The 18,990-nt window shown below is 65.2% G+C and carries 15 protein-coding genes; 4 read left to right on the plus strand and 11 right to left on the minus strand.

Annotated features, from left to right (window positions below; all coding sequences use genetic code 11):
* Positions 1 to 19 precede the first annotated feature (19 nt).
* From PARJ55_RS0113035 to PARJ55_RS0113055, 5 genes are all read right to left on the minus strand, one after another.
* Positions 20 to 811, minus strand: coding sequence for an enoyl-CoA hydratase/isomerase family protein (locus tag PARJ55_RS0113035; RefSeq protein WP_028713454.1), 792 nt, complete (start codon positions 809 to 811; stop codon positions 20 to 22).
* Between the two features lie 132 nt (positions 812 to 943).
* Positions 944 to 2,014 carry an acyl-CoA dehydrogenase family protein gene (locus tag PARJ55_RS22020; protein ID WP_051416262.1) on the minus strand — a complete coding sequence of 357 codons (1,071 nt, stop codon included), beginning with the start codon at positions 2,012 to 2,014 and terminating at the stop codon, positions 944 to 946.
* A gap of 3 nt (positions 2,015 to 2,017) precedes the next feature.
* Complete coding sequence (locus PARJ55_RS0113045) at positions 2,018 to 3,208, minus strand: acyl-CoA dehydrogenase family protein (protein WP_028710051.1); 1,191 nt, start codon at positions 3,206 to 3,208, stop codon at positions 2,018 to 2,020.
* A gap of 242 nt (positions 3,209 to 3,450) precedes the next feature.
* Positions 3,451 to 4,632, minus strand: coding sequence for an acetyl-CoA C-acyltransferase family protein (locus PARJ55_RS0113050; RefSeq protein WP_028713455.1), 1,182 nt, complete (start codon positions 4,630 to 4,632; stop codon positions 3,451 to 3,453).
* 124 nt (positions 4,633 to 4,756) lie between these two features.
* Entirely contained in the window at positions 4,757 to 5,674 is a 918-nt protein-coding gene (locus tag PARJ55_RS0113055) for an SDR family NAD(P)-dependent oxidoreductase (protein WP_028713456.1), read from the minus strand.
* 270 nt (positions 5,675 to 5,944) lie between these two features.
* On the opposite strand from PARJ55_RS0113055, the gene PARJ55_RS0113060 reads away from it, so the two are divergent.
* Positions 5,945 to 6,262, plus strand: a complete 318-nt coding sequence (locus PARJ55_RS0113060) for a 2Fe-2S iron-sulfur cluster-binding protein (protein WP_028710054.1) — start codon at positions 5,945 to 5,947, stop codon at positions 6,260 to 6,262.
* A gap of 299 nt (positions 6,263 to 6,561) precedes the next feature.
* On the opposite strand, the gene PARJ55_RS0113065 is transcribed toward PARJ55_RS0113060, so the two are convergent.
* From PARJ55_RS0113065 to PARJ55_RS0113095, 6 genes are all read right to left on the minus strand, one after another.
* On the minus strand, positions 6,562 to 7,719 hold the full coding sequence (locus tag PARJ55_RS0113065; RefSeq protein WP_051416263.1) for a hypothetical protein: 1,158 nt from the start codon (positions 7,717 to 7,719) through the stop codon (positions 6,562 to 6,564).
* Between the two features lie 318 nt (positions 7,720 to 8,037).
* Positions 8,038 to 9,288 (minus strand): cytochrome P450, encoded by a 1,251-nt coding sequence (locus PARJ55_RS22030; protein WP_051419508.1) that lies wholly within the window; start codon positions 9,286 to 9,288, stop codon positions 8,038 to 8,040.
* A 162-nt stretch (positions 9,289 to 9,450) separates the two neighbouring features.
* Positions 9,451 to 10,506 (minus strand): MBL fold metallo-hydrolase, encoded by a 1,056-nt coding sequence (locus PARJ55_RS0113080; protein WP_028713458.1) that lies wholly within the window; start codon positions 10,504 to 10,506, stop codon positions 9,451 to 9,453.
* Positions 10,507 to 10,730: 224 nt separating this feature from the next.
* Positions 10,731 to 11,540 carry an enoyl-CoA hydratase/isomerase family protein gene (locus PARJ55_RS0113085; RefSeq protein ID WP_036714128.1) on the minus strand — a complete coding sequence of 270 codons (810 nt, stop codon included), beginning with the start codon at positions 11,538 to 11,540 and terminating at the stop codon, positions 10,731 to 10,733.
* A gap of 127 nt (positions 11,541 to 11,667) precedes the next feature.
* Positions 11,668 to 12,786: a hypothetical protein gene (locus PARJ55_RS0113090; protein WP_028713460.1), complete on the minus strand. Its 1,119-nt coding sequence runs from the start codon at positions 12,784 to 12,786 to the stop codon at positions 11,668 to 11,670.
* A gap of 24 nt (positions 12,787 to 12,810) precedes the next feature.
* Positions 12,811 to 14,385, minus strand: coding sequence for a CoA transferase (locus tag PARJ55_RS0113095; protein ID WP_028713461.1), 1,575 nt, complete (start codon positions 14,383 to 14,385; stop codon positions 12,811 to 12,813).
* Between the two features lie 267 nt (positions 14,386 to 14,652).
* Here PARJ55_RS0113095 and PARJ55_RS0113100 point away from each other — a divergent pair, with 267 nt between their 5' ends.
* From PARJ55_RS0113100 to PARJ55_RS0113110, 3 genes are all read left to right on the plus strand, one after another.
* Positions 14,653 to 15,879 carry a cytochrome P450 gene (locus PARJ55_RS0113100; RefSeq protein WP_028713462.1) on the plus strand — a complete coding sequence of 409 codons (1,227 nt, stop codon included), beginning with the start codon at positions 14,653 to 14,655 and terminating at the stop codon, positions 15,877 to 15,879.
* Positions 15,880 to 16,098: 219 nt separating this feature from the next.
* A complete protein-coding gene (locus PARJ55_RS0113105) occupies positions 16,099 to 17,700 on the plus strand; it encodes an AMP-binding protein (RefSeq protein WP_036714132.1) in 1,602 nt (533 codons plus the stop codon).
* A gap of 28 nt (positions 17,701 to 17,728) precedes the next feature.
* A complete protein-coding gene (locus PARJ55_RS0113110; protein ID WP_028713464.1) occupies positions 17,729 to 18,892 on the plus strand; it encodes an acyl-CoA dehydrogenase family protein in 1,164 nt (387 codons plus the stop codon).
* The last annotated feature ends 98 nt before the right edge of the window (positions 18,893 to 18,990 follow it).

An 18,990-nucleotide genomic window follows, 5' to 3' on the forward strand; every position in this document is an offset into this window, starting at 1 on the left:
CCCATCCGGACGGCGCGAGTCAGCGACCCCGGAAATCGGCCTTGCGCTTGCCAAGGAAGGCGGAAACCCCCTCGCGGAAATCATCGGTTCCCATCAACGCCAGGAAAGCGGCCCGTTCGCGTTCCATATGCTCGGCCAGGCCGTGGCCAGCCAGGCTTTCGACAAGCCGGCGGTGGGCGGCAAAGCTGCGCGTCGGACCGGCCGCCACCGTGCGGACCAGGTCGTCCAGCGCGGCATCGAACGCATCATCCGCGACCACCCTGTTCACGATGCCCCATTGCCCGGCCTCGGCCGCGGTCAGGGTGCGGGACAGAAGCATCAGCTCGGCCGCGCGGCCGGTCCCGACCTTCAGCGGCAGGAACCAGCTGCCGCCGCAATCCGCCACGGCGCCGATCCGGTCATAGGCCATCAGGAAGCGTGCGCCTTCCTCGGCCAGAACCAGATCGGCGGAAAGCGCGAGGCTCAGCCCGGCCCCGGCGGCGACTCCGCGCACGCCGGCGACAATGGGCACATTCAGCGCCCGCATTCCGGTAATGGCCGGGATCAGGGCGTCCAGCAGATCGTTCAGGCAGGCGCGCACATCCTCGGTGGCCCCGGAAAAGCCGGCGACATCGCCGCCGGCCATGAAGGCGCGGCCATTCCCCGCCAGCACGATGCAACGCAACCCGGTCAACGCGGCCAGCGCCGAGACGGCATCCCGGATGGCGCGGGCCATGTCCAGGTCGATGGCGTTCAGCACCTCGGGGCGGTTGAACAGCAGCCGGGCGATGCCGGTCTTTTCATCGAAATCGAACAGCAAAGCTGCGGGCATGTCCCTTTCACCCTCCTTGGCGTCATGCGGTCCCGCAAAGGCGGGGCACCAGAAAAAACACGGGGGCTTCCGCAGAACCCCCCGCGCGATTGCGGTTCCGACGGGGCAGGGCGCAGAACCCTGCCGCCCGGTTCACCAACCCGCCAGATCGGCGGCGCGTTGGGCGTGATGGCTGGGCAGCCCCAGATAGCTTTTGTCGAACATGGTCCGCTTGAGCCACAGATGCAGCGGATAGTCCCAGGTGTAGCCGATGCCGCCATGCAGCTCGACGGTCAGCCGGGTGGTGCGGACCGCAACGCTGCCCAGATGCGACTTCGCCAGCGCTGCGGCGCGGCTGCGGTCCTCGGGAATCGCGTCCCAGGCGTGGGCGGCATACCAGACCAAGGCGCGCGACGGCTCGATCTCGACCACCAGATTGGCCAGCTGGTGCTTCACCGCCTGGAACGAGCCGATCAGCCGGTCGAACTGCTTGCGTTCCTTGGCATAGTCGGTGGCGATCTCGATGCTGCGCTTGGCGGCGCCATAGGCGTCGGCGGCCAGGATCACCAGCACCGCGTCGAACAGCAGCGCCCCGGCCTCGGCCGAACCCGGCAGCGCCTCGACCGCGGCGCCGTCCAGCTGCACGGTCGCGTGCGGCCGGGTCCGGTCCAGCGGATCGGCCTCGGTGATGGTGACGCCCGGCGCATCGGCGGCGATCAGGCCCAGCCGACCATCCGCCAGCCCGATGATCAGCACGTCCGCTTGCCCGGCCCAGGCCACAGGATAGAAGGCCCCGGTCGCGGACCCTTCTGTCAGGCTCCAGTTCCGCGGATCGGGCCGGACACCCTCTTGCGCAAGGGCCAGCGCGCCGACCGCAGCCCCGGTCGCCAGCCGTTCCAGCCATTGCGCCTTTTGCGCCTCGCTGCCGAACCGGGCGACGGCCCAGGCGGCAAGGGCGGTTTCGGCCACGGGCAGACCGGCGGCGGCGCGGCCCAGCTCCTCGCCGATCACGGCAAGGGTCAGCAGGTCCATGCCCAGCCCGCCGTCATCCTCACCCACCAGAACCGAGGTGACGCCAAGGTCCGCGGCCTCGCGCCACAGTTCAGGATCGAGCCCGCCGGCATTGCTGAGCGCCAGCGCCCTGGTCATGTCCAGGCGGTCTGTCAGGAGTCGGCCGATGGTTTCACGAATCGACTTCTGTTCGTCGGTCAGATCGAAATGCATGGCTTAGTCCTGCGCTTCCTGGCGGGGCAGGCCCAGCCCGCGCTCCGAGATGATGTTCCGCTGAATGTTCGAGGTGCCGCCCGCGATCGACAGGCCCAGAGAGCCCAGGATCTGGTTGTTCCAGCGCTCGATTCCGGGCCGCTTGCCCGCCTGCCGGCCGGGCGCGCGCAGGCCTGCGGCATCCAGGATCTCGGTGGCGATGTCCGCCATGGCTTGCAGGGCATTGGTGGTGGTCAGCTTGTTGGTCATGCCCAGCAGCGGCGCCGTCTCGCCCCGCGCGTTCAGGGTCAGCTGATAGTAGCCGGAATAGAGCTGCGATTTCAGATAGCCCTCGACCTCGACCAGCTTGCCGCGGATGGCGGGATGCTTGATCGCGGGCTGGCCGTCGATCTCGACCTCCTTGGCAAGGCGGATCAGGCTGCGGAACACCGGGCCCGAGCGGCCCGAGGACCCCACGGCATTGCGTTCATGCTTCAGATTGACCTTGGACACCGCCCAGCCTTCGCCGCGCTTGCCGACGGTCCAGGACAGCGGCGTGCGCACATTGTCCAGAAACACCTCGCAGAATTCCTGGTCACCGTTGATCTGCCTGATCGGCCGCACGGTCACGCCCGGCTGCTTGAAGTCCAGCAGGATGTAGGACAGGCCGGCATGTTTCGGCGCATCCGGTTCCGTGCGCAGCAGGGCGAACATGTAGTTCGCGTCCTGCGCGCGCGTCGTCCAGATCTTGTGGCCGTTGATGACCCATTCATCGCCATCGACCACGGCCGTCGAACGCAGCGACGCAAGGTCCGAGCCCGAGCCAGGCTCGGAATAGCCTTGCGCCCATTTGTAGTCTCCCGCCACGGTCTTGGCGACGAACATCTCCTTTTGCTCCTCGCTTCCAACCTCCAGCAGGGTGGGGACGAGCATCATCATGCCGATGCCGGGCACTTCGCCCGCCGCGCCGGCCTCGGCGAAGGCCTCGGAGATGATCTGCGCCTTGATGACATCGGCGGGCTGTTCGCTGCCGCCGAAACGACACGGGATTCCGCGGTAGAGGTATCCCTTTCCGGTGGCCTTGGCACGGAAGGAGCGGACGAACTCGGCGCCGGATTCGCGTTGCGTTGCTTTCTCTCGCGACCATTCTTCCGCAAGAAAGCGCCTGACTTCGTCGCGAAACGCTTCGTACTCGGCAGAGTAGCTCAGCTTCATGTTGTGCAGTCTCCTACAATCGGCCCTTTCAGGGAACATTGGGCAGGGGTAATCGCCCGACCTGTTTCTCAAAAGGAGTCATAAAGAGTTATCTCTATTGGAGCAAGCGAAAGATGCTCTGGGTAGCTTTTGTGCGATATCTCTCAAAGGCATGCGGTATGCGTCACGGAGCATTTGTCAAACGGTGAAACGGGGCGCCTTCCCCTGTCCTTTCACCGTTTTCCAAATACTCCCGCGGCATGTCAGATCCGCTCGATCGCCAGCGCAATGCCCTGGCCGCCGCCGATGCACATGGTGATCAGCGCCTTGCGACCGCCGGTTCGCAGCAGTTCATACATCGCCTTGACGGTGACGATGGCGCCGGTGGCACCGACGGGATGGCCGAGCGCGATGGCGCCGCCGTTCGGGTTCACCCGGGCGGGGTCGAAGCCCAGGCCCTTGTTCACTGCCAGCGCCTGCGCCGCGAAAGCCTCGTTCGATTCGATCACGTCGAAATCGCCGGCCTTCAAGCCGGTGCGTTGCAGCAACGCCTGGACCGCGGGCACCGGGCCGATGCCCATGACCTCGGGGCGCACGCCCGCGACCGCATAGCCCAGCACGCGAAACAGCGGCGTCGCACCGGCCGCCCTGGCCGCATCGGCCCGGGCCAGCACCAGCGCCGCCGCGCCGTCGTTGATGCCCGAGGCATTGCCGGCCGTCACCGTGCCGTCCTTCTGGAACACCGCCTTCAGCCCGGCCAGTTTCTCGAGATCGGTGGCTTTCGGATGCTCGTCGGTGTCGAAGGCCACGACGCCCTTGCGGGTCTTGATCTCGATGGGGACGATCTGCTCCTTGAAGCGGCCCTCGGCGATGGCGGCGGCGGCGCGCTTCTGGCTTTCCAGCGCGAATTCGTCCTGCGCCCGGCGCGAGATGTCATGTTCGCGCGCCACGTTCTCGGCCGTCACGCCCATATGGCCGGTGCCCATCGGGCAGGTCAGCGCCCCGACCATCATGTCGAGCATCTGCACGTCGCCCATCTTGGCGCCGAACCGCGCGGCGGGCACGGCATAGGGGGCGCGGCTCATCGCTTCCGCGCCGCCCGCCACGGCGAAATCCGCATCGCCCAGCATGAGCGACTGCGCGGCCGAGACGATGGCCTGCGCGCCCGAGCCGCAGAGCCGGTTCACGTTCATCGCCGGCGTGGTGTCGGGCACCCCGGCTTCCAGCATCGCCACGCGCGACAGATACATGTCGCGCGGCTCGGTGTTCAGCACATGGCCGAAGACCACGGTGCCGATGCGATCGGCGCCGATGCCGGCGCGCTCGATCGCGGCGCGGGTCACGGTCGCGGCCAGCTGGATCGGAGGCACGCCCGCCAGGCTGCCGCCGAAGGTGCCGATGGCCGTGCGCGCGCCGGACAGGATGACGATTTCGTCCTCGGACATGATTCCTCCAGAAAAATGCTGCAATCTGTGAGGTGAAGTTCAAGATGCAGATTTGCTTGAGCAGTCCGCTTCGACAAACTTACGCGTGTGAATCGCTGCGGCACCCAATCTGTAAATGTGGTGTTCAGCCGATCGGGTCGTATGGGAAGACCGCAGACGGGGCCCCCAGATCGACATAGGACGGCGCCAGCGCGCCCAGGCCGTGATCGAGGATGTCCTTGACCTCCCAGCCGCCGACGCGCGAAACCGAGCGAATCGGGCGCGGCTGGCTGAACAGCATGATCTCGTCGCCGCGCACGCCGAAAATCTGGCCGCTGGCCTCGGCGCCCGGCGCGCAGAGGGCCAGGGCGAACCGCGCCACCTGGTCCGAACGCATGGTGTTCTTCATCCGCTCCAGCCGCGCCGCCATTTCGTCGTCGGCAGGCTTCACGCCGTCCAGCATCCGGGTCCAGGCGAAGGGTGCGATGACGTTCGAGCGGATGCCGCGCGACTGCCCCTCCATCGCCAGGATGCGCGACAGGCCGGCGATGCCCATCTTGGCGGCGCCGTAATTGGCTTGGCCGGCATTGCCGATCAGCCCCGAGGTGGAGCTGAAATAGACATAGTTCCCGTCGCGCTGCTCGCGGAAATGCTCGATGGTGCAGCGGGCGACGTTGAACGAACCGCGCATGTGAACGTGGATCACGCTGTCCCAGTCCGCTTCGTCCATCTTGTGAAAGATCTTGTCGCGCAGGATGCCGGCGGGGTTGACCACCGCGTGCAGTCCGCCCAGTTCGTCCCTGGCCTGTTCGACCATGCGGCGCACGGCGGCGATTTCCGTGACGCTTTCGTTGTTGGCGACCGCGGTGCCGCCCGCCGCCACGATCTCATCGACCACAAGCTGCGCGGGGTTCGACTTCTCGGCCCCGTCGCCCGAGATCGAACCGCCAAGATCGTTCACGAGAACCTTCGCGCCCAGTTGCGCAGCGATCAGCGCGCACTCGCGGCCGATCCCGCGGCCGCCGCCGGTCACCATGATGACACGACCAGAAAGAATCGTCATTTTCCCAACTCCTCGAATTTGGCGCCGACTTTATTGCCTTACGCCCAGGAACACAATAGAGATACCTTAATAGAATCAAGCTCCGCTGCCCCTGCTTGGGCGGATCGTGCATGAATGCCGGGCGTGCGGCCGGAGAACCGCGTATTTCACGGCGGCTTCCTTGTCGGAGGAGGGGGCGGGCGCCGCGGTCGCGAAAGATCGGCCGGAATTGGGGGCATTGCATTGCCTGCCAATTGAAGTAAATGTTTTGGAAGCTGACGAGGAGGAGCCATGACCCGCATAACTGTAACCGACCGCCAGGGCGAAACGCGCGAGATCGACGCCGAGGACGGCATCTCGCTGATGCAGACGCTGCGGGACAATGATTTCGAGGACATTCTTGCCACCTGCGGTGGATGCTGCTCTTGCGCGACCTGCCACGTCTATTGCGATCCGGCCTATATGGACAAGATGCCGCCGATCACGGAGGACGAGAACGATCTTCTGGACGGGAGTCTGCACCGCCGCGAGAATTCGCGCCTGTCCTGCCAGATCACGATGTCGAGCGAGCTGGAAGGGTTGAGCCTGGTCATTCCGGAAGGCGACTGACGCATATCGGATCGAGCCCTTGCTTCAGGTGCGGGGGCTCTTCGGCGCTGCGAGGCCAGAAACCCCGCGTCTGCCACCCTTTCCTCGGTTCATTCTGGCTGCCGGCCGGCAGGAATGACGGCTGGGCGGCCCGGAGCACGTTCCGTTCCGCGCCACTCACGGGCCGAACCGCCAGCAGCGGCTTCGATCTGAACGGGCCCCGCCGGCTTGAAATGGCCGGCGCCCTGCCTGGTTGGACCGGGCGCCGGCGCAAATGTTGCTTGCGGCCACGGTTCCGCGGGGAACCGTGGCTGCCAGGATCAGGCCGCGGCCGGATCGTAGGTCACCTCCCAGATCGCGCCGTCCGCTTCGTGGAACTCGCCGGTCGAGTAGCTCTTGCCCCAGTTCGTGATGAGCAGGCGGTTGCCGGCGAACTGGAAATCGTTCCGCCCGCCGCGAAGCCCGGTGATGAAGGGCTGCAGGCTGCCATCCTCGCTGCGATACAGGATCTGGGCGTCATGCGGATAAGCGACGAAATCCCGGATCGACTGCGACTGCATGATCGACCCGTGGTCGGTATAGAGCAGCGCGTTCGACAGCGGGCCGAAATCGGCAGAGCCGCGGGTCGGGAAGGCCAGCATCCGGTTGCCGACATGAAAGGGCTCGGCGGCGCAACGCCCGTTCTCGATCACGTGGAAGGCGACCTCTTGCCCGACCACGCGCCCCTTGTTGTCGTCGCCCGTCGCAGTGAAGTTCGTGTTCGGCACGCCGCCCACGATCATCTTGCCCCGCACCTCGGGATAGTCCGGGAAGATGTCGTCGCTGCCAAAGCAGAAGGCGCGCGGCAGCAGCGAGGGGTTGTCGGCGCCGTCCAGGATCACGTGCGAATCGGCGCGGCCGTTGCCATGGATCCGATAGATCGTGTTGTTGCGCAACGCCGTGCAGAAATACGAACCTTCGTATTCCGTGCCTTCGGGGCCGAACTCGCCGGGGATCAGGGCCGAGGGGATGCCTTCGCCCTGGGCGGAATTGTTGCGCGGCAGAATGGCAAAGATCTCGAACTGATCGCTCCGGCCGTCCCATTTATGGATCACGTGGTCCCAATGCGCGCCGGGCCGGCCCGGATGCAGCTGGGCCAGGATCAGGAAGTGCCCGGCCCAGTGACCGAACGACACGGGGGCGCGGCGGGGGAACATCGGCATCCCCAGGTGAACATGGCCCCACGGAACCGCGGGCTCCAGGCTGTCGTCGGGCCGCAGCCACCAGATGGCGCCATGGCCGTGATGCGGGTCGAAGACGCTGTTGCGCGGCTGGCCGCCGACATCGCAGATCGGGACGCTGCCGTCCGGCGCCACCCAGTTGCACAGGTGCGGGTCGTATAGAACGTCGCCATAAGGGATGATGGTGCGGAACTTGTAGCCCGGTATGTGGATCGTGGGCTTCACGTCCAGGTTTTCCCTATCCATCCAGGTGGTCATGCTTCTTCCTTTTCAGTGCTGAGGCACAGGTCGACTAACGGGAGTGTGCAGGCCGCGACAACGTCTGTCGCGCGTGGTCCTGTCGCGCGTGCGGATGCGCCGCGACAGTTTCGTTCCAGGGGCCGGTGCGGCGGCGGGACGCCGGCCTGCGGCGGCCTCCTGATCCGCAGCACGATAACTAGCCAGCCCGCGCCCGGCCGGGGAGGAACGGCAGGGCGCGGGCCTGGCGGCCGATGCCGGTCCAGGCAGGATGCGCGGACCGGGGCAGACCCTTCCCAGAGCCGGCGGGACACCACCAGGGGAAGGGCAATCGGCAGGTCAGCGCACCGGCGTCCAGGCCAAGTCCAGGTTTTCCGGGATCACCTTGCCCTGACCGCCAACGAAGCGGGTCGGCTGCCCGTCCGGGTCGTTGTGATAGTCCTTGATCACCTTGTGGAATTCTTCCAGCGCGATGCGCAGTTGCAGGGTGCCGGAATGCGAGCCGATGCAGCGGTGGATGCCCGCGCCGAAGGTCAGGTGGCTGTGGGCGTTGCGGCGGTCGAAATCGGCGGTTTCCGCATCGGGGAACTTGTTCTCGTCCCGTCCGGCGGCGCCGGTCGAAAGCAGCACCAACTCGCCCTTCTTCATCTGGACGCCATGGAATTCGACGTCTTCGGTCAGCTGCCGGGCGGAAAGGTGGAAACCGTGCAGGCGGATCAGTTCTTCCGAGGCGTTCTTCACGATAGCGGGATCGTTAACCAGCCGGTCGCGCAACTCGTGATGGTTGGCCAGATGCATGAAGGCAAAGGTCAGCACGGCGCGGGTGGTATCGGTGCCCGCAAAGAACAGCAGGGTCGTCATGTTGATGACGTCCTCTTCGCTCAGCGGCTGGCCGTCGACCTCACCGGCCAGCAGGATCGAAACGAGATCGTCGCCCGGATTCTTGCGGCGCTCGGGAATGAGCCGAGCAATGAACTCGTCGATCTCGGCATTGGCTTTGGCCCGGACGGCCTTGGCCTGTTCCGCCGTCGCGCCGTTCTTGATTGCCTGCGCGGGGCCGAAGATCAGGTCAAAGCCCATCTGGGCGAATTCCTCAAACCGCTCCATGGGCAGGCCGAGGAAGAAGCCGAACATCCGCGAAGGAATGATTTCGGCATAATCCTGCACCAGCTCGGCCTTGCCGCGCGGGGCAAGCAGGGCGACCTGTTCCCGGGCGATGCCGCGGATGAAGTCTTCCTGTTTTTGCAGGGCGCGCGGCGAGAACAGCGGCGTCAGCACCTTGCGCCATTTTCCATGCTCCGGCGGGTTCAGGTAAAGCGGCTTGAACAGTTTGCTGAAGGGGTTGAACGGAACGCCGTTCGGCCATTGCTGAAACAGCTCCGCGTTCTGGTATACTTCCCGCGCATATTCGTAGTTCGCAACCACCCAGTAGCCGCCATAGTAGTTCGAATAGAAGATCGGGCGGCCATTCGCGACGCGCTTTGCGGCGGTGGGCGGGAAAGCCAATATCTCTGGCCCGTTCAACTGATCGAACGAAACCACGAGGTCCGCCGGAACGTGCTCCGGGGCTGCCGTGATGTGCTGGTTCATCGCTTCTCCTCCTCATGAAGACGACCTTCGCGCGTCCTGGCCTGGGGCAGGGTGTTTGTGCCGGGTAGGATTCACGCGGTGAGACTCTGTCATCACTGCTAAACCATCCAAACAGATATCTCAATAGATTCTGTCGCCGTGTCGGCCTGGTGCGGTCGCAGGTCAGGCGGCAATATAGGCAAGGGTTCCGTCCTGCTGCCGGATGCTTCTGATCCTTTGCCGGTTACACAGATTGTTCAAGTATGCTTGCACGTTACGGACAGCCGCCCACACCGAGACCTTGTCGATCGGGCGGTTGATCACCCGTTTCGCCACCGCGAAGGCCGAGACGGGCTGGTCGCGGCAGGCGGCCTCGGCCTTGCTAATCCGGTATTCGTGATGCCAGGACAGCCGGCCGAGACGGTCATGAAGGACGCGGAAGGGCAGGCCGTGGCAGGGCAGGACCAGCGTTTCGGCGGGCAGTCCCCGGAGGTCGGCAAGCGAGTCGAGATAGTCCGCGACGGGATCGGCGTCCGGCTCGTCGGGATGGATGCCGACGAAGGGGGCGATGCGTGGAAGCACGTGATCGCTGCCGAACAGGATTCGGCCCTGCGCATTCCAATAGAGATGCTGGGCCGGCGAATGGCCGCCATACTCTCGGATTTCCCATTCGGCAGCGCCGGTGGAAAAGCGTTCCCGGTTCTGGACCGGATGATAGTTCAGCGGCAGGTCGGAACTGGTGTGATACATCGGGCGTCGTTGCGTCTCGATCACCTGCATGAATTCCTCGGGCACTGCGCAGCTTGCGAAGAACCGCCGCAGGTTGGCGATCTGCGCCTCGAACGTGGCGAGTTGCTCGACCCGTGCCATCATCCATTCCAGCCGCCCCATGTACACGGGCAGCCCGTAATTGCGCGACAGCCATCCGGCATTGCCGATATGGTCCGCGTGGTGATGGGTCACGAAGACGCGGCGGACCGGGCCGGGCAGGGCGGAAATGAAGCGCGCGAGTCCGTCGTGGACATTCGGCAGGTTGAAGCCGGTGTCGATCAGGGTGATGTCATCGGGGGGGCCGAAGGCCCAGACATTCACCTCGTTCGGGGGGAAGTTCAGCGCGATCCGATACCACCACAGATCATTGCCGATTCGGGCGAATTCTCCGGGCGGAGGGGTGGCTTCCGCCAGTCGGCGCTCCAGCAGATCGACCTCGCCGGTCAGCAGATCGGGTAACCTTGCCATTCCCTTCCTCCTAATGCTGCGGTCCGCGCCTTGCGCCATGCGCAAGCTTGCTGCACGCTGCGAGACACTGGCCCGGCGCCGGCGAAAGGCGATGGTCTCTGTTGCCGCCAAAGTCGGAATGCGAGCGCCGACAGCGCCAGCCTTGCAGTGCTGCCGACTGCGGCCAGATCCTCTTGGCGCGGCCGGCGGTCACGGCGTTTCGCCTGCCGCGGACCGCTTCCATATCAGTCCTGCCAGCGGGGTTCGCGCTTTTCCAGGAAGGCGGCCGGCCCTTCCGCAGCGTCCGGGTGATTGCGGTGCCGCATCACTTCCTCGAAGCCCATGGTATGCGCGTCTTCCAGCGGCATGTCGAAACTGCCCCAGACCGCTTTCAGGGACCCTTGCACGGCCGCGGGTGACACGGATGCCGCGATCCGGGCCAGTTCCATCGCGCGATCCATCAGGGCATCGGCCGGCAGGATTTCGCTGACCAGATGCGCCTCAAGCGCCTGTTGCGGGGTCAGCCGCTCGGCCTTGCCCAGGATGACCATGCGCAGCACCGAGCCCAGCGGCATCCGGCGCGCAAGGCCGATCGGCTCCATCGCCGTGATCTGGCCCACGTTGACATGGGTATCGGTGAAGGCCGCGTTCTCGCTGCAGATCACGATGTCCAGGTCCGAGACGAAATGCAGCCCCGCGCCGGCGCAGACCCCGTTCACGGCGCAGATCGTTGGCTTCCACAGCCCGACCATGCGGGGCGTGAAGCGCGGCCGGGCGGCCAGACGCTCGTCCAGATCCTGTTCGGCGGATGCCTTCAGCCCGCCGACATCGGCGCCCGCGCAGAATCCCTTGCCCGTGCCGGTCAGGACCAGCGAGCGGATGCGCGGGTCTTGACCCGCCAGGGTGAAGATCTCGCCCAGTTCATTCAGCATCGCGCGCGTCATCGCGTTCAGCTTGTCGGGACGGTTCAGGCGGATCACCAGAACCCGGTCCACGATTTCGGTGATGATGTCTCCGCTGCGCAAGAGCGGGTCGGCTTCGTCCGAAACATTCATTGCATCATTCCCATTCGGTTTGAATTGCGCTTGCGCGCGGTGCGGCACGGTGCGGCCACGCCTTTTGCTGCGCCCGGACGCGGCGGGACCGGCCCGAGGCCGACTGTCCTACCGCCGCCGATGCAGGTTACAAGCCGGTGATGTCCACCACCACGACGCTGGCGGTCTCCGGTGCGCGGCCCACGGCGATATCCGTCACCAGCAGCGCCGGCTCTCCGTCCAGCGCCTTGGGATAGCAGATGTTGAAATCCGCGGGCATCGGCACGATCCTGTCGTCCTGGTCGCCGATGCGGATCACCTTATGGCTGCCGTCCTTGCCAAAGGCGTGGATCTCGCCCGATTGCGGGGTCGAGGCAAAGACGGTGCCGCGCTTGCTGACCGCGATGCCGTCGATGATGCCCAGGCCCTTGATGACGGGCTCGGGCTGAACGCCGGCCTCGAAATCCTCCAGCGTGATGCGGTAGCAGCCGCCCTTGACCGGGTCATGGACCGAGCAGCTGACCATCCACAGCGTGTCGTCGTCCTTGGAGACGGTCAGCCCGTTCACGAAGCCCGGCGTCGGGATCCGCTGCACCGCATCGCCGGTGCTGCGCATGTTGTCCGAGATGTAGTCGATGTCGTCATGCGGAATGCGATAGATCGCCGACGGCACCGGGGGCGGCAGCTGGCTGACCGGGTTGCCGTTGGGAATGTCGCCAAAGAAGATGTCGCCGGCGCCGTTGATGGCCAGCCCGTTCGGCTGGTCGATGCGGTTATAGACCTGGCCGATCTCGCCCTCCTCCTCGAGGGGGATCTGGCCGAGGATCTTGCCCGCGACCGGATCAAAGGCCAGCAGCCGGGGATAGGTGGTGTCCGGGTCGAACAGCGAATCGCCGCCCGGCGCGGTGATCGGGTTGGCGCCTTCGCAGATGAACACGGTGCCGGCGGGGAAATTGTCCGTCGCCACCGGCAGCACGTCGCAGCCCAGCGTCGCGGTCAGGCCGTCGATCAGCTTGCGCTCATCCAGCACGACGGTATCGCGATTGACGATCTTCGCCCGGCTGATGAAGGCCTGCTTGTCCAGATAGACGATCCCCTTGCCGCCGCGATAGGCCGGGTGGCCGACCATCAGGGCGCAGTTCCCGAACACGAAGGTCTCGCCGTCCGGCAGAAGCTCGGCGCTTTCGGGGTTGGTGCAGCCGGTGATGCTGCCGATCACCCTTGCCCGGAAGATGCCAGGACTGTCGCTGGCGTCGCTCATATACATGGTTCTCTCCTCCTTTGCTGGCGCTCAGGCCTGGCCGGTCTCTCCGGTTTCGAGCCACCTGTCGATGAAGACGGCGCGCGTGGCGATCTTCCAGCCCTGATCGGTCTTGCGATAGGTGTCCTGATAGTGACCTTCGGCCAGGCGGCCGTCGGCGGTCCGCGCCAGATATGCGCAACGGGCCTGGGCGGTCTCGCCCGAGATCTCGATCTCGGTCGCGCCGATCCGGTGATAGCCGCCGTTCGCAGGCGGCATCCGCTCGACCGCCTTGCGCAGCTTGTCATGGCCGGCGAAGACATGGCCGGTGTGCTGCGTGATTTCCGCGTCGGGCGTATAGAGTGCCGCAAAGGCATCCGCGTTTCGGCTGTCGAAACTGTGCGCATAGCCCAGTTGCAGCGCCCGGATGGCGGCCTTGTCCGAATCGCCCTGGCCCAGCCATTCCGCGATCACGTCCTCGCGGTCTGCATCCAGCGCGGGGGCCCGGGACTGGTCCAGCCCCGGACGCCAGTCGTGCGAGTGATAGCGCACGGGGTCGCCGATGATCGGCAGCGGCGCCCCCTCCTGGTGCCGGATCAGCCCGCGCGAGGCGGTGTGGTTCAGTTGTGGCAGATCCTGCTCTTCATACAGCGGGCAGCCCGGGATGCGGTGTTCCAGGAATTTCTCGAACCAGGCTTCGCTGGTTTCGGCGGCCATGATGCGCTCCATCTCGGCGCGCAGTTCGGTGTCGCCCATCCGGTAGTCCACGCCGCCTTCGGGACCTTGCCAGCGGGCCATCAGATCCTCGCGCCCGACGAGGCGGCAGAAGGATTCCCAGAATTTCCGCTCGATGGCGCAAAAGATGAACAGCCGGCCGTCGGCGCATTCATAAGGCGCATACAGCACCGAATCCCGCAGGTCGGGCATGGTCTTGTCGAGGCCGCTGATGGATTTCACCAGCCCGCTGCGGTGGATTTCGAAACCTGCGTCCCAGCAGCTCACGTCGATCCAGGCGCCGCCCTTGCCGGTTCTGGCGCCATGCACGGCGGCAAGGATCGAGAAGGCGGCGTTCATCGCCCCCATCTCGCTGGCGAGGCTGGTCGAGAGCCGATAGTCCATCGCCACCGCGCCCTTGTGCGGGATGGTGATGACGTTGCCGCCAAGCGCATCCATGTTCATGCCGTGCGAGGGCAGCAGCGCCCAGGGCCCGGTCTGGCCGAAACCGCTGATCGAGCAGACCACCAGCTCGGGGCGCTTGGCCCGCATGGCTTTGAAGTCGATGCCCAGCCGATCGTATTTGCCGGGGGTCGAGACCTCGACGATGACGTCGGCCACATCGGCGAGGCTGTCGAAGACGGCGCGATCGGCGGGCGCGCGCAGGTCCAGCGCCACGCTGCGCTTTCCGCGGTTCAGGTTCCAGAAGTGGACGCCCATCCCGTCGGTCGCCGGGGGAATGTGGCGCAGATAGTCGCCGGGTCCGGGCGGCTCGATCTTGACGACCTCGGCCCCCAGATCGGCAAGCTTGCGGGTTGCAAGATCGCCCGGAATAAGCAGGGTGAGATCGATGACCCGCAGCCCCTTGAGGGGAAGATAGGCCTGTCCGCCGGAATTCGATTGGGGTGCCATGACTCCTCCCTCTGAGCGCAACCGCGTCTAGTCTGTGACGGCATTTGAGTTATTTCAATAGCCATCCCTCGGCGCGGTGCAAGGCGTAATTCCACCTTCTACATGGAAAACCAAACGGCCGATACCCGCTTGGTTCCCGGAGTTCTGCAGATCGTCGCACAAGGACGCGCTTGCCCGGCCGTCGGAATTAGATTACTCTAATCGGCAGCCAAGCGCGGCCTCGGAGGAGTGGCAGCATGGCGACCATTAGCAATTACAGGGGGGAACATGAATAGTACCATCGCGGTCGAAAGGCCCACGATTCCCGATCACGTGCCGCCGCACCTGGTCAAGCCCATCGACTGGACCAACGATCCCGAGATGGACGTCTGCCCGCATGCGATGATGGCGAAGCTGCATCAGGGGCCGCGCATCTTCTTCAACCCGAACGACCGCTGTCCGGACGGGTCGAACGGATACTGGGTTCCCACCCGCGCCGAGGATATCCGTACGCTGCTCAACAGCACGGACGTGTTCTCGAACCGCAAGATCGCGCAGTTCTCGCGCCTGATGGGCGAGACCTGGGATCTGCTGCCGGTCGAGGTCGATCCGCCGGATCACCAGAAATACCGTAGCGTTCTGAACAAGATGTTCGGGCCGGGCCAGGTGCGCGGGATGCAGGGCTGGATCGACGAGCATTGCAACGCGCTGATGGACAAGTTCATTGACCGGGGCGCGTGCGAGTTCGTCGAGGAGTTCGCGGCGCCGTTCCCGGTCCTGATCGTGATGGACCTTCTGGGCATCGACCGCGCCCTGTTTCCCGAGACGCTGAAAGGCGCGCATGGCCTGTTCAACGGCGCCACGATCGAGGATCGGATGACGGGTGCGTCGGATCTGGGCAAGATCATGTGGGCCCACATCCGCGAGAAGCAGAAGACGCCCAAGGAAGACGTGATCTCGCGCCTGATCCAGACCGAGATCGACGGCAGGCCGATGAACGACCAGGAAATCATGGGCATGTCCTTCCTGCTGTTCGGGGGCGGCATCCACACGGCGACCGCGACGCTGGGCTTCCAGTTCAAGTATATGGCCGAGAACCCCGAGATTCAGGCGAATCTGCGCGCCAACCCCGAGAGCATCACCGCCGCCATCGAGGAAACGATGCGCGCCTTTACGGTCGTGCATTCTTTCCGCCGCGTGGTGAAGGACACGACGCTGGGCGGGGCGGAACTGAAGGCCGGAGACTGGGTGCGCAATACGCTGCCGGTTGCGAACTATGACCCCGCCGAGTTCTCCAACCCCGAGGAGCTGAACCTGTGCCGGGCGAACAACCGCCACGTCGCCTTCGGTTTCGGCCCGCATTTCTGCGTCGGGATGCATCTGGCGCGGCAGGAGATGAACACCGCCTGGGCCAGCTGGCTGCGCCGCGTGCCGCCGTTCCGCATCGGCAAGGGCGGCAGCAAGGTCCATTCCGCGCTGCTGCTCGACGTGGAGAAGCTGCACCTGGAGTGGTGATCCGCCACCTGCTAACGACCAGGCCGGCGCCCAGTGCGCCGGCTTTGCCGTTGCGGGTGCCGGCTGCTTAATGGCGGTCCTGAATACAGATATCTCTTTTTGGGTAAAGACCGGCTCTTGCCCTTGCATGGGCAGGAGATATACACGATACCTGTAAATCTATAGGAAGCGGACGATGGACTGTTGGGCCACTTCCTTTTCTCAAGGGGGAGAGAGCTTATGAGAAAATACGATCTGGGCCCACGTGAGAACCGGGTGGTGGGCAAGGTTCTGGCGGACCAGGCCAAGCATATCGGCGATCAGGTCTGGCTGATGTCGGACGACCGCAAGCTGACCTTTGCCGAATCGAACGACATCGTGAACCGCTATGCCCATGGCTTGCGCGCCGCGGGCGTGAAGCAGGGCGATCCGGTGACGTTGCTGGTGGACCCGTCGATCGACTCGGTCCTGCTGGCTTTCGCCACGGCTCGGCTGGGCGGGGTGTTCACAACCATCAACACCGATTTCCACACCGACTTCCTGGAAGACGCCCTGCGCAAGACCGAGGCCGATGTCCTGATCGTGGACGCCGCCTATTACGACCGGCTGGAGCCGCTGCCGACCACCGGCGGCGCGACCAAGGTGTTCGTCCTTGGCGAACTCGAAAAGCCCGGCAAGGTGGCTTGCAAGCCGGTGTCCGACTGGCTGGATGGTCCCAATGACCCCATCGAGGAATGCGCCGAATGGCTTGACCCGGTGCAGTGCTGGTGGTCCTCGGGCACGACCGGCACGCCCAAGGGCATCCTGCACAGCCACAGCTCGATCCTGATGCAGGCCGTGGCTTGGGACCGCGGCTATACGGCGGGCGAGGTGCTTTATGCCTGCACCCCGCTTTACCTCGGCAGCGCCTGGTCCGGCATCATCTACACCTCGCTGATCTATGGCCTCGGCTGCGCCATCGATGCGCGCTTCTCGGTCTCGAAGTTCTGGGACCGCATCCGGCACTATGGCGCGACCCACGCCTTTACCCTGGGCGCCATGCACATTTACCTGTGGAAGCAGCCCCCGCGCGAGGATGACGCCGACAACCCGCTGAAACGGTTCCTGGCGATCCCGATGCCGGCCGAGCTGATCCCCAAGTTCAAGAAGCGTTTCGGCATCGACGACATGAGCCAGGGCTATGGCACCTCGGAAACCTTCCGCGTCTTCAACGCCCCCGACAAGGGCGAAGACCGCACCGGCGCGATCCTGGGCACGCCGGTGGACCGTTACGAGGTCGCGCTGCTGGACAAGGACGACTGCCGGGTGCCCGACGGCACCGCGGGCGAAATCTGCGTGCGCCCCAAGGAGCCGGGCTGCCTGTTCCTGGGCTATTACAAGGATCCGCAGCGTACGCTGGAAGCCTGGTCCTCGCTTTGGCACCACACCGGCGACATGGCGGTGAAGAAAGAGGACGGGCTTTACTACTTCGCCGACCGCAAGAAGGACTATATCCGCTACAAGGGCCGCAGCCTGTCCATGTTCGAGGTCGAGGCGGTCTGCGATCAGCACCCCGAGGTTGCGGATGTCGCCGCCTTCGGCATCCAGTCCGAGGAACTCGACAGCGAATCGGAACTGATGGTCGCGGTCGTCCGCCGTCCCAACGCCACGCTGTGCGAAGAGACGCTTGCGCGCTTCATCAACGAAAAGGCGCCTTACTTCTTCGTGCCGCGTTATATCGAATTCGTGGATGAAATCCCCCGCAACCAGCACGGCCGCATCACCAAGGAGCCGCTGCGCGACCGGGGCGTGACGGAAAAGACCTGGGACCGCGAACACTCGTCCTTCAAGATCGCCCGCTGAGCGCAACAGAGCGATGGAAAATTACCGCATGGAAGATGCAACCGAGGATCTCGCGGCCATCCGCGACGGCGTGGCGGCGGTCTGCTCGCGTTTCGATGACGAATACTGGTCGGCCTGTGACCGCGACGCCCGTTTCCCCGAGGAATTCCACCGGGCCATGGCCGAAGGCGGCTGGCTGGGCGTGACCATGCCCGAGGAATATGGCGGCGCCGGACTGGGCGTCACCGCCGCGGCGACGGTCATGCACGAGGTTGCGCGCGGCGGGGGCGGCATGGCCGCCGCCTCCTCGATCCACATCAACATGTTCGGCCCGCATCCGATCGTGGTGCATGGCACCGACGAACAGAAGTCCGCCTGGATCCCGGCCCTGGTCGAGGGCAGGGACAAGGTGTGCTTCGGCGTGACCGAGCCCGACGCCGGGCTTGACACCACCTCGATCAAGACCTTCGCCACGAAGGTCGAGGGCGGCTATCGCGTCTCGGGGCGCAAGATCTGGACCTCGACCGCGCAGGAAGCGACCAAGATCCTGCTGCTGACCCGCACCGCCCGCAAGGAGGATTGCGCCCGTCCCACAGACGGCATCACGATCTTCTACACCGATCTGAAGCGTGAGGGCTTCGAGGTAACGCGCATCCCCAAGCACGGGCGCGCGGCGGTCGATTCCAACATGACCTTCATCGACAATGTGTTCATCCCCGAAGGCGAGCGCATCGGCGAGGAAGGCAAGGGCTTCCGCTATCTTCTGGACAGCCTGAACCCCGAACGCATCCTGATCGCGCTGGAGGCCATCGGCATCGGCCAGGACGCGCTGCAACGCGCCGCCAAATATGCCGTGGATCGGGTGGTGTTCGGCCGGCCGATCGGCATGAACCAGGGGATCCAGCACCCGTTGGCGGAATGCTGGGCCAATCTGGAAGCGGCCTATCTGATGGCGCAGCGGGCCGCCTGGCTTTACGACAATGGCAAACCCTGCGGCGCCGAGGCCAATGCGGCCAAGCTGCTGGGCGGGCGCGCCGGACATGCCGCCTGCCAGCAGGCGGTGATGACGCATGGCGGCATGGGCTACGCCAAGGAATACCAGGTCGAGCGGCTGCTGCGCGAGGTGCTGATCAACCGCCTTGCCCCGGTCAGCGAACAGATGATCCTGTCGTTCATCTCGGAAAAGGTGCTGGGCCTGCCCAAGTCCTATTGACCCGATAGACCCGGTCGGGCGGGACCACATGTCCCGGCCGGGTGTAGACGGGGCATCGCGGCGGTCCCCCATCAGTCTGCTACCGGCGCTATGCGGTT

This window comes from Paracoccus sp. J55 (assembly GCF_000513975.1).
In the GTDB taxonomy this organism is placed as follows: domain Bacteria; phylum Pseudomonadota; class Alphaproteobacteria; order Rhodobacterales; family Rhodobacteraceae; genus Paracoccus.

What these genes read in the sequence shown, in the direction of transcription:
- PARJ55_RS0113035 (WP_028713454.1), bottom strand. Translation starts at nt 811, where the DNA reads ATGCCCGCAGCTTTGCTGTTCGATTTCGATGAAAAGACCGGCATCGCC.
- PARJ55_RS22020 (WP_051416262.1), bottom strand. Translation starts at nt 2,014, where the DNA reads ATGCATTTCGATCTGACCGACGAACAGAAGTCGATTCGTGAAACCATC.
- PARJ55_RS0113045 (WP_028710051.1), bottom strand. Translation starts at nt 3,208, where the DNA reads ATGAAGCTGAGCTACTCTGCCGAGTACGAAGCGTTTCGCGACGAAGTC.
- PARJ55_RS0113050 (WP_028713455.1), bottom strand. Translation starts at nt 4,632, where the DNA reads ATGTCCGAGGACGAAATCGTCATCCTGTCCGGCGCGCGCACGGCCATC.
- PARJ55_RS0113055 (WP_028713456.1), bottom strand. Translation starts at nt 5,674, where the DNA reads ATGACGATTCTTTCTGGTCGTGTCATCATGGTGACCGGCGGCGGCCGC.
- PARJ55_RS0113060 (WP_028710054.1), top strand. Translation starts at nt 5,945, where the DNA reads ATGACCCGCATAACTGTAACCGACCGCCAGGGCGAAACGCGCGAGATC.
- PARJ55_RS0113065 (WP_051416263.1), bottom strand. Translation starts at nt 7,719, where the DNA reads ATGACCACCTGGATGGATAGGGAAAACCTGGACGTGAAGCCCACGATC.
- PARJ55_RS22030 (WP_051419508.1), bottom strand. Translation starts at nt 9,288, where the DNA reads ATGAACCAGCACATCACGGCAGCCCCGGAGCACGTTCCGGCGGACCTC.
- PARJ55_RS0113080 (WP_028713458.1), bottom strand. Translation starts at nt 10,506, where the DNA reads ATGGCAAGGTTACCCGATCTGCTGACCGGCGAGGTCGATCTGCTGGAG.
- PARJ55_RS0113085 (WP_036714128.1), bottom strand. Translation starts at nt 11,540, where the DNA reads ATGAATGTTTCGGACGAAGCCGACCCGCTCTTGCGCAGCGGAGACATC.
- PARJ55_RS0113090 (WP_028713460.1), bottom strand. Translation starts at nt 12,786, where the DNA reads ATGTATATGAGCGACGCCAGCGACAGTCCTGGCATCTTCCGGGCAAGG.
- PARJ55_RS0113095 (WP_028713461.1), bottom strand. Translation starts at nt 14,385, where the DNA reads ATGGCACCCCAATCGAATTCCGGCGGACAGGCCTATCTTCCCCTCAAG.
- PARJ55_RS0113100 (WP_028713462.1), top strand. Translation starts at nt 14,653, where the DNA reads ATGAATAGTACCATCGCGGTCGAAAGGCCCACGATTCCCGATCACGTG.
- PARJ55_RS0113105 (WP_036714132.1), top strand. Translation starts at nt 16,099, where the DNA reads ATGAGAAAATACGATCTGGGCCCACGTGAGAACCGGGTGGTGGGCAAG.
- PARJ55_RS0113110 (WP_028713464.1), top strand. Translation starts at nt 17,729, where the DNA reads ATGGAAGATGCAACCGAGGATCTCGCGGCCATCCGCGACGGCGTGGCG.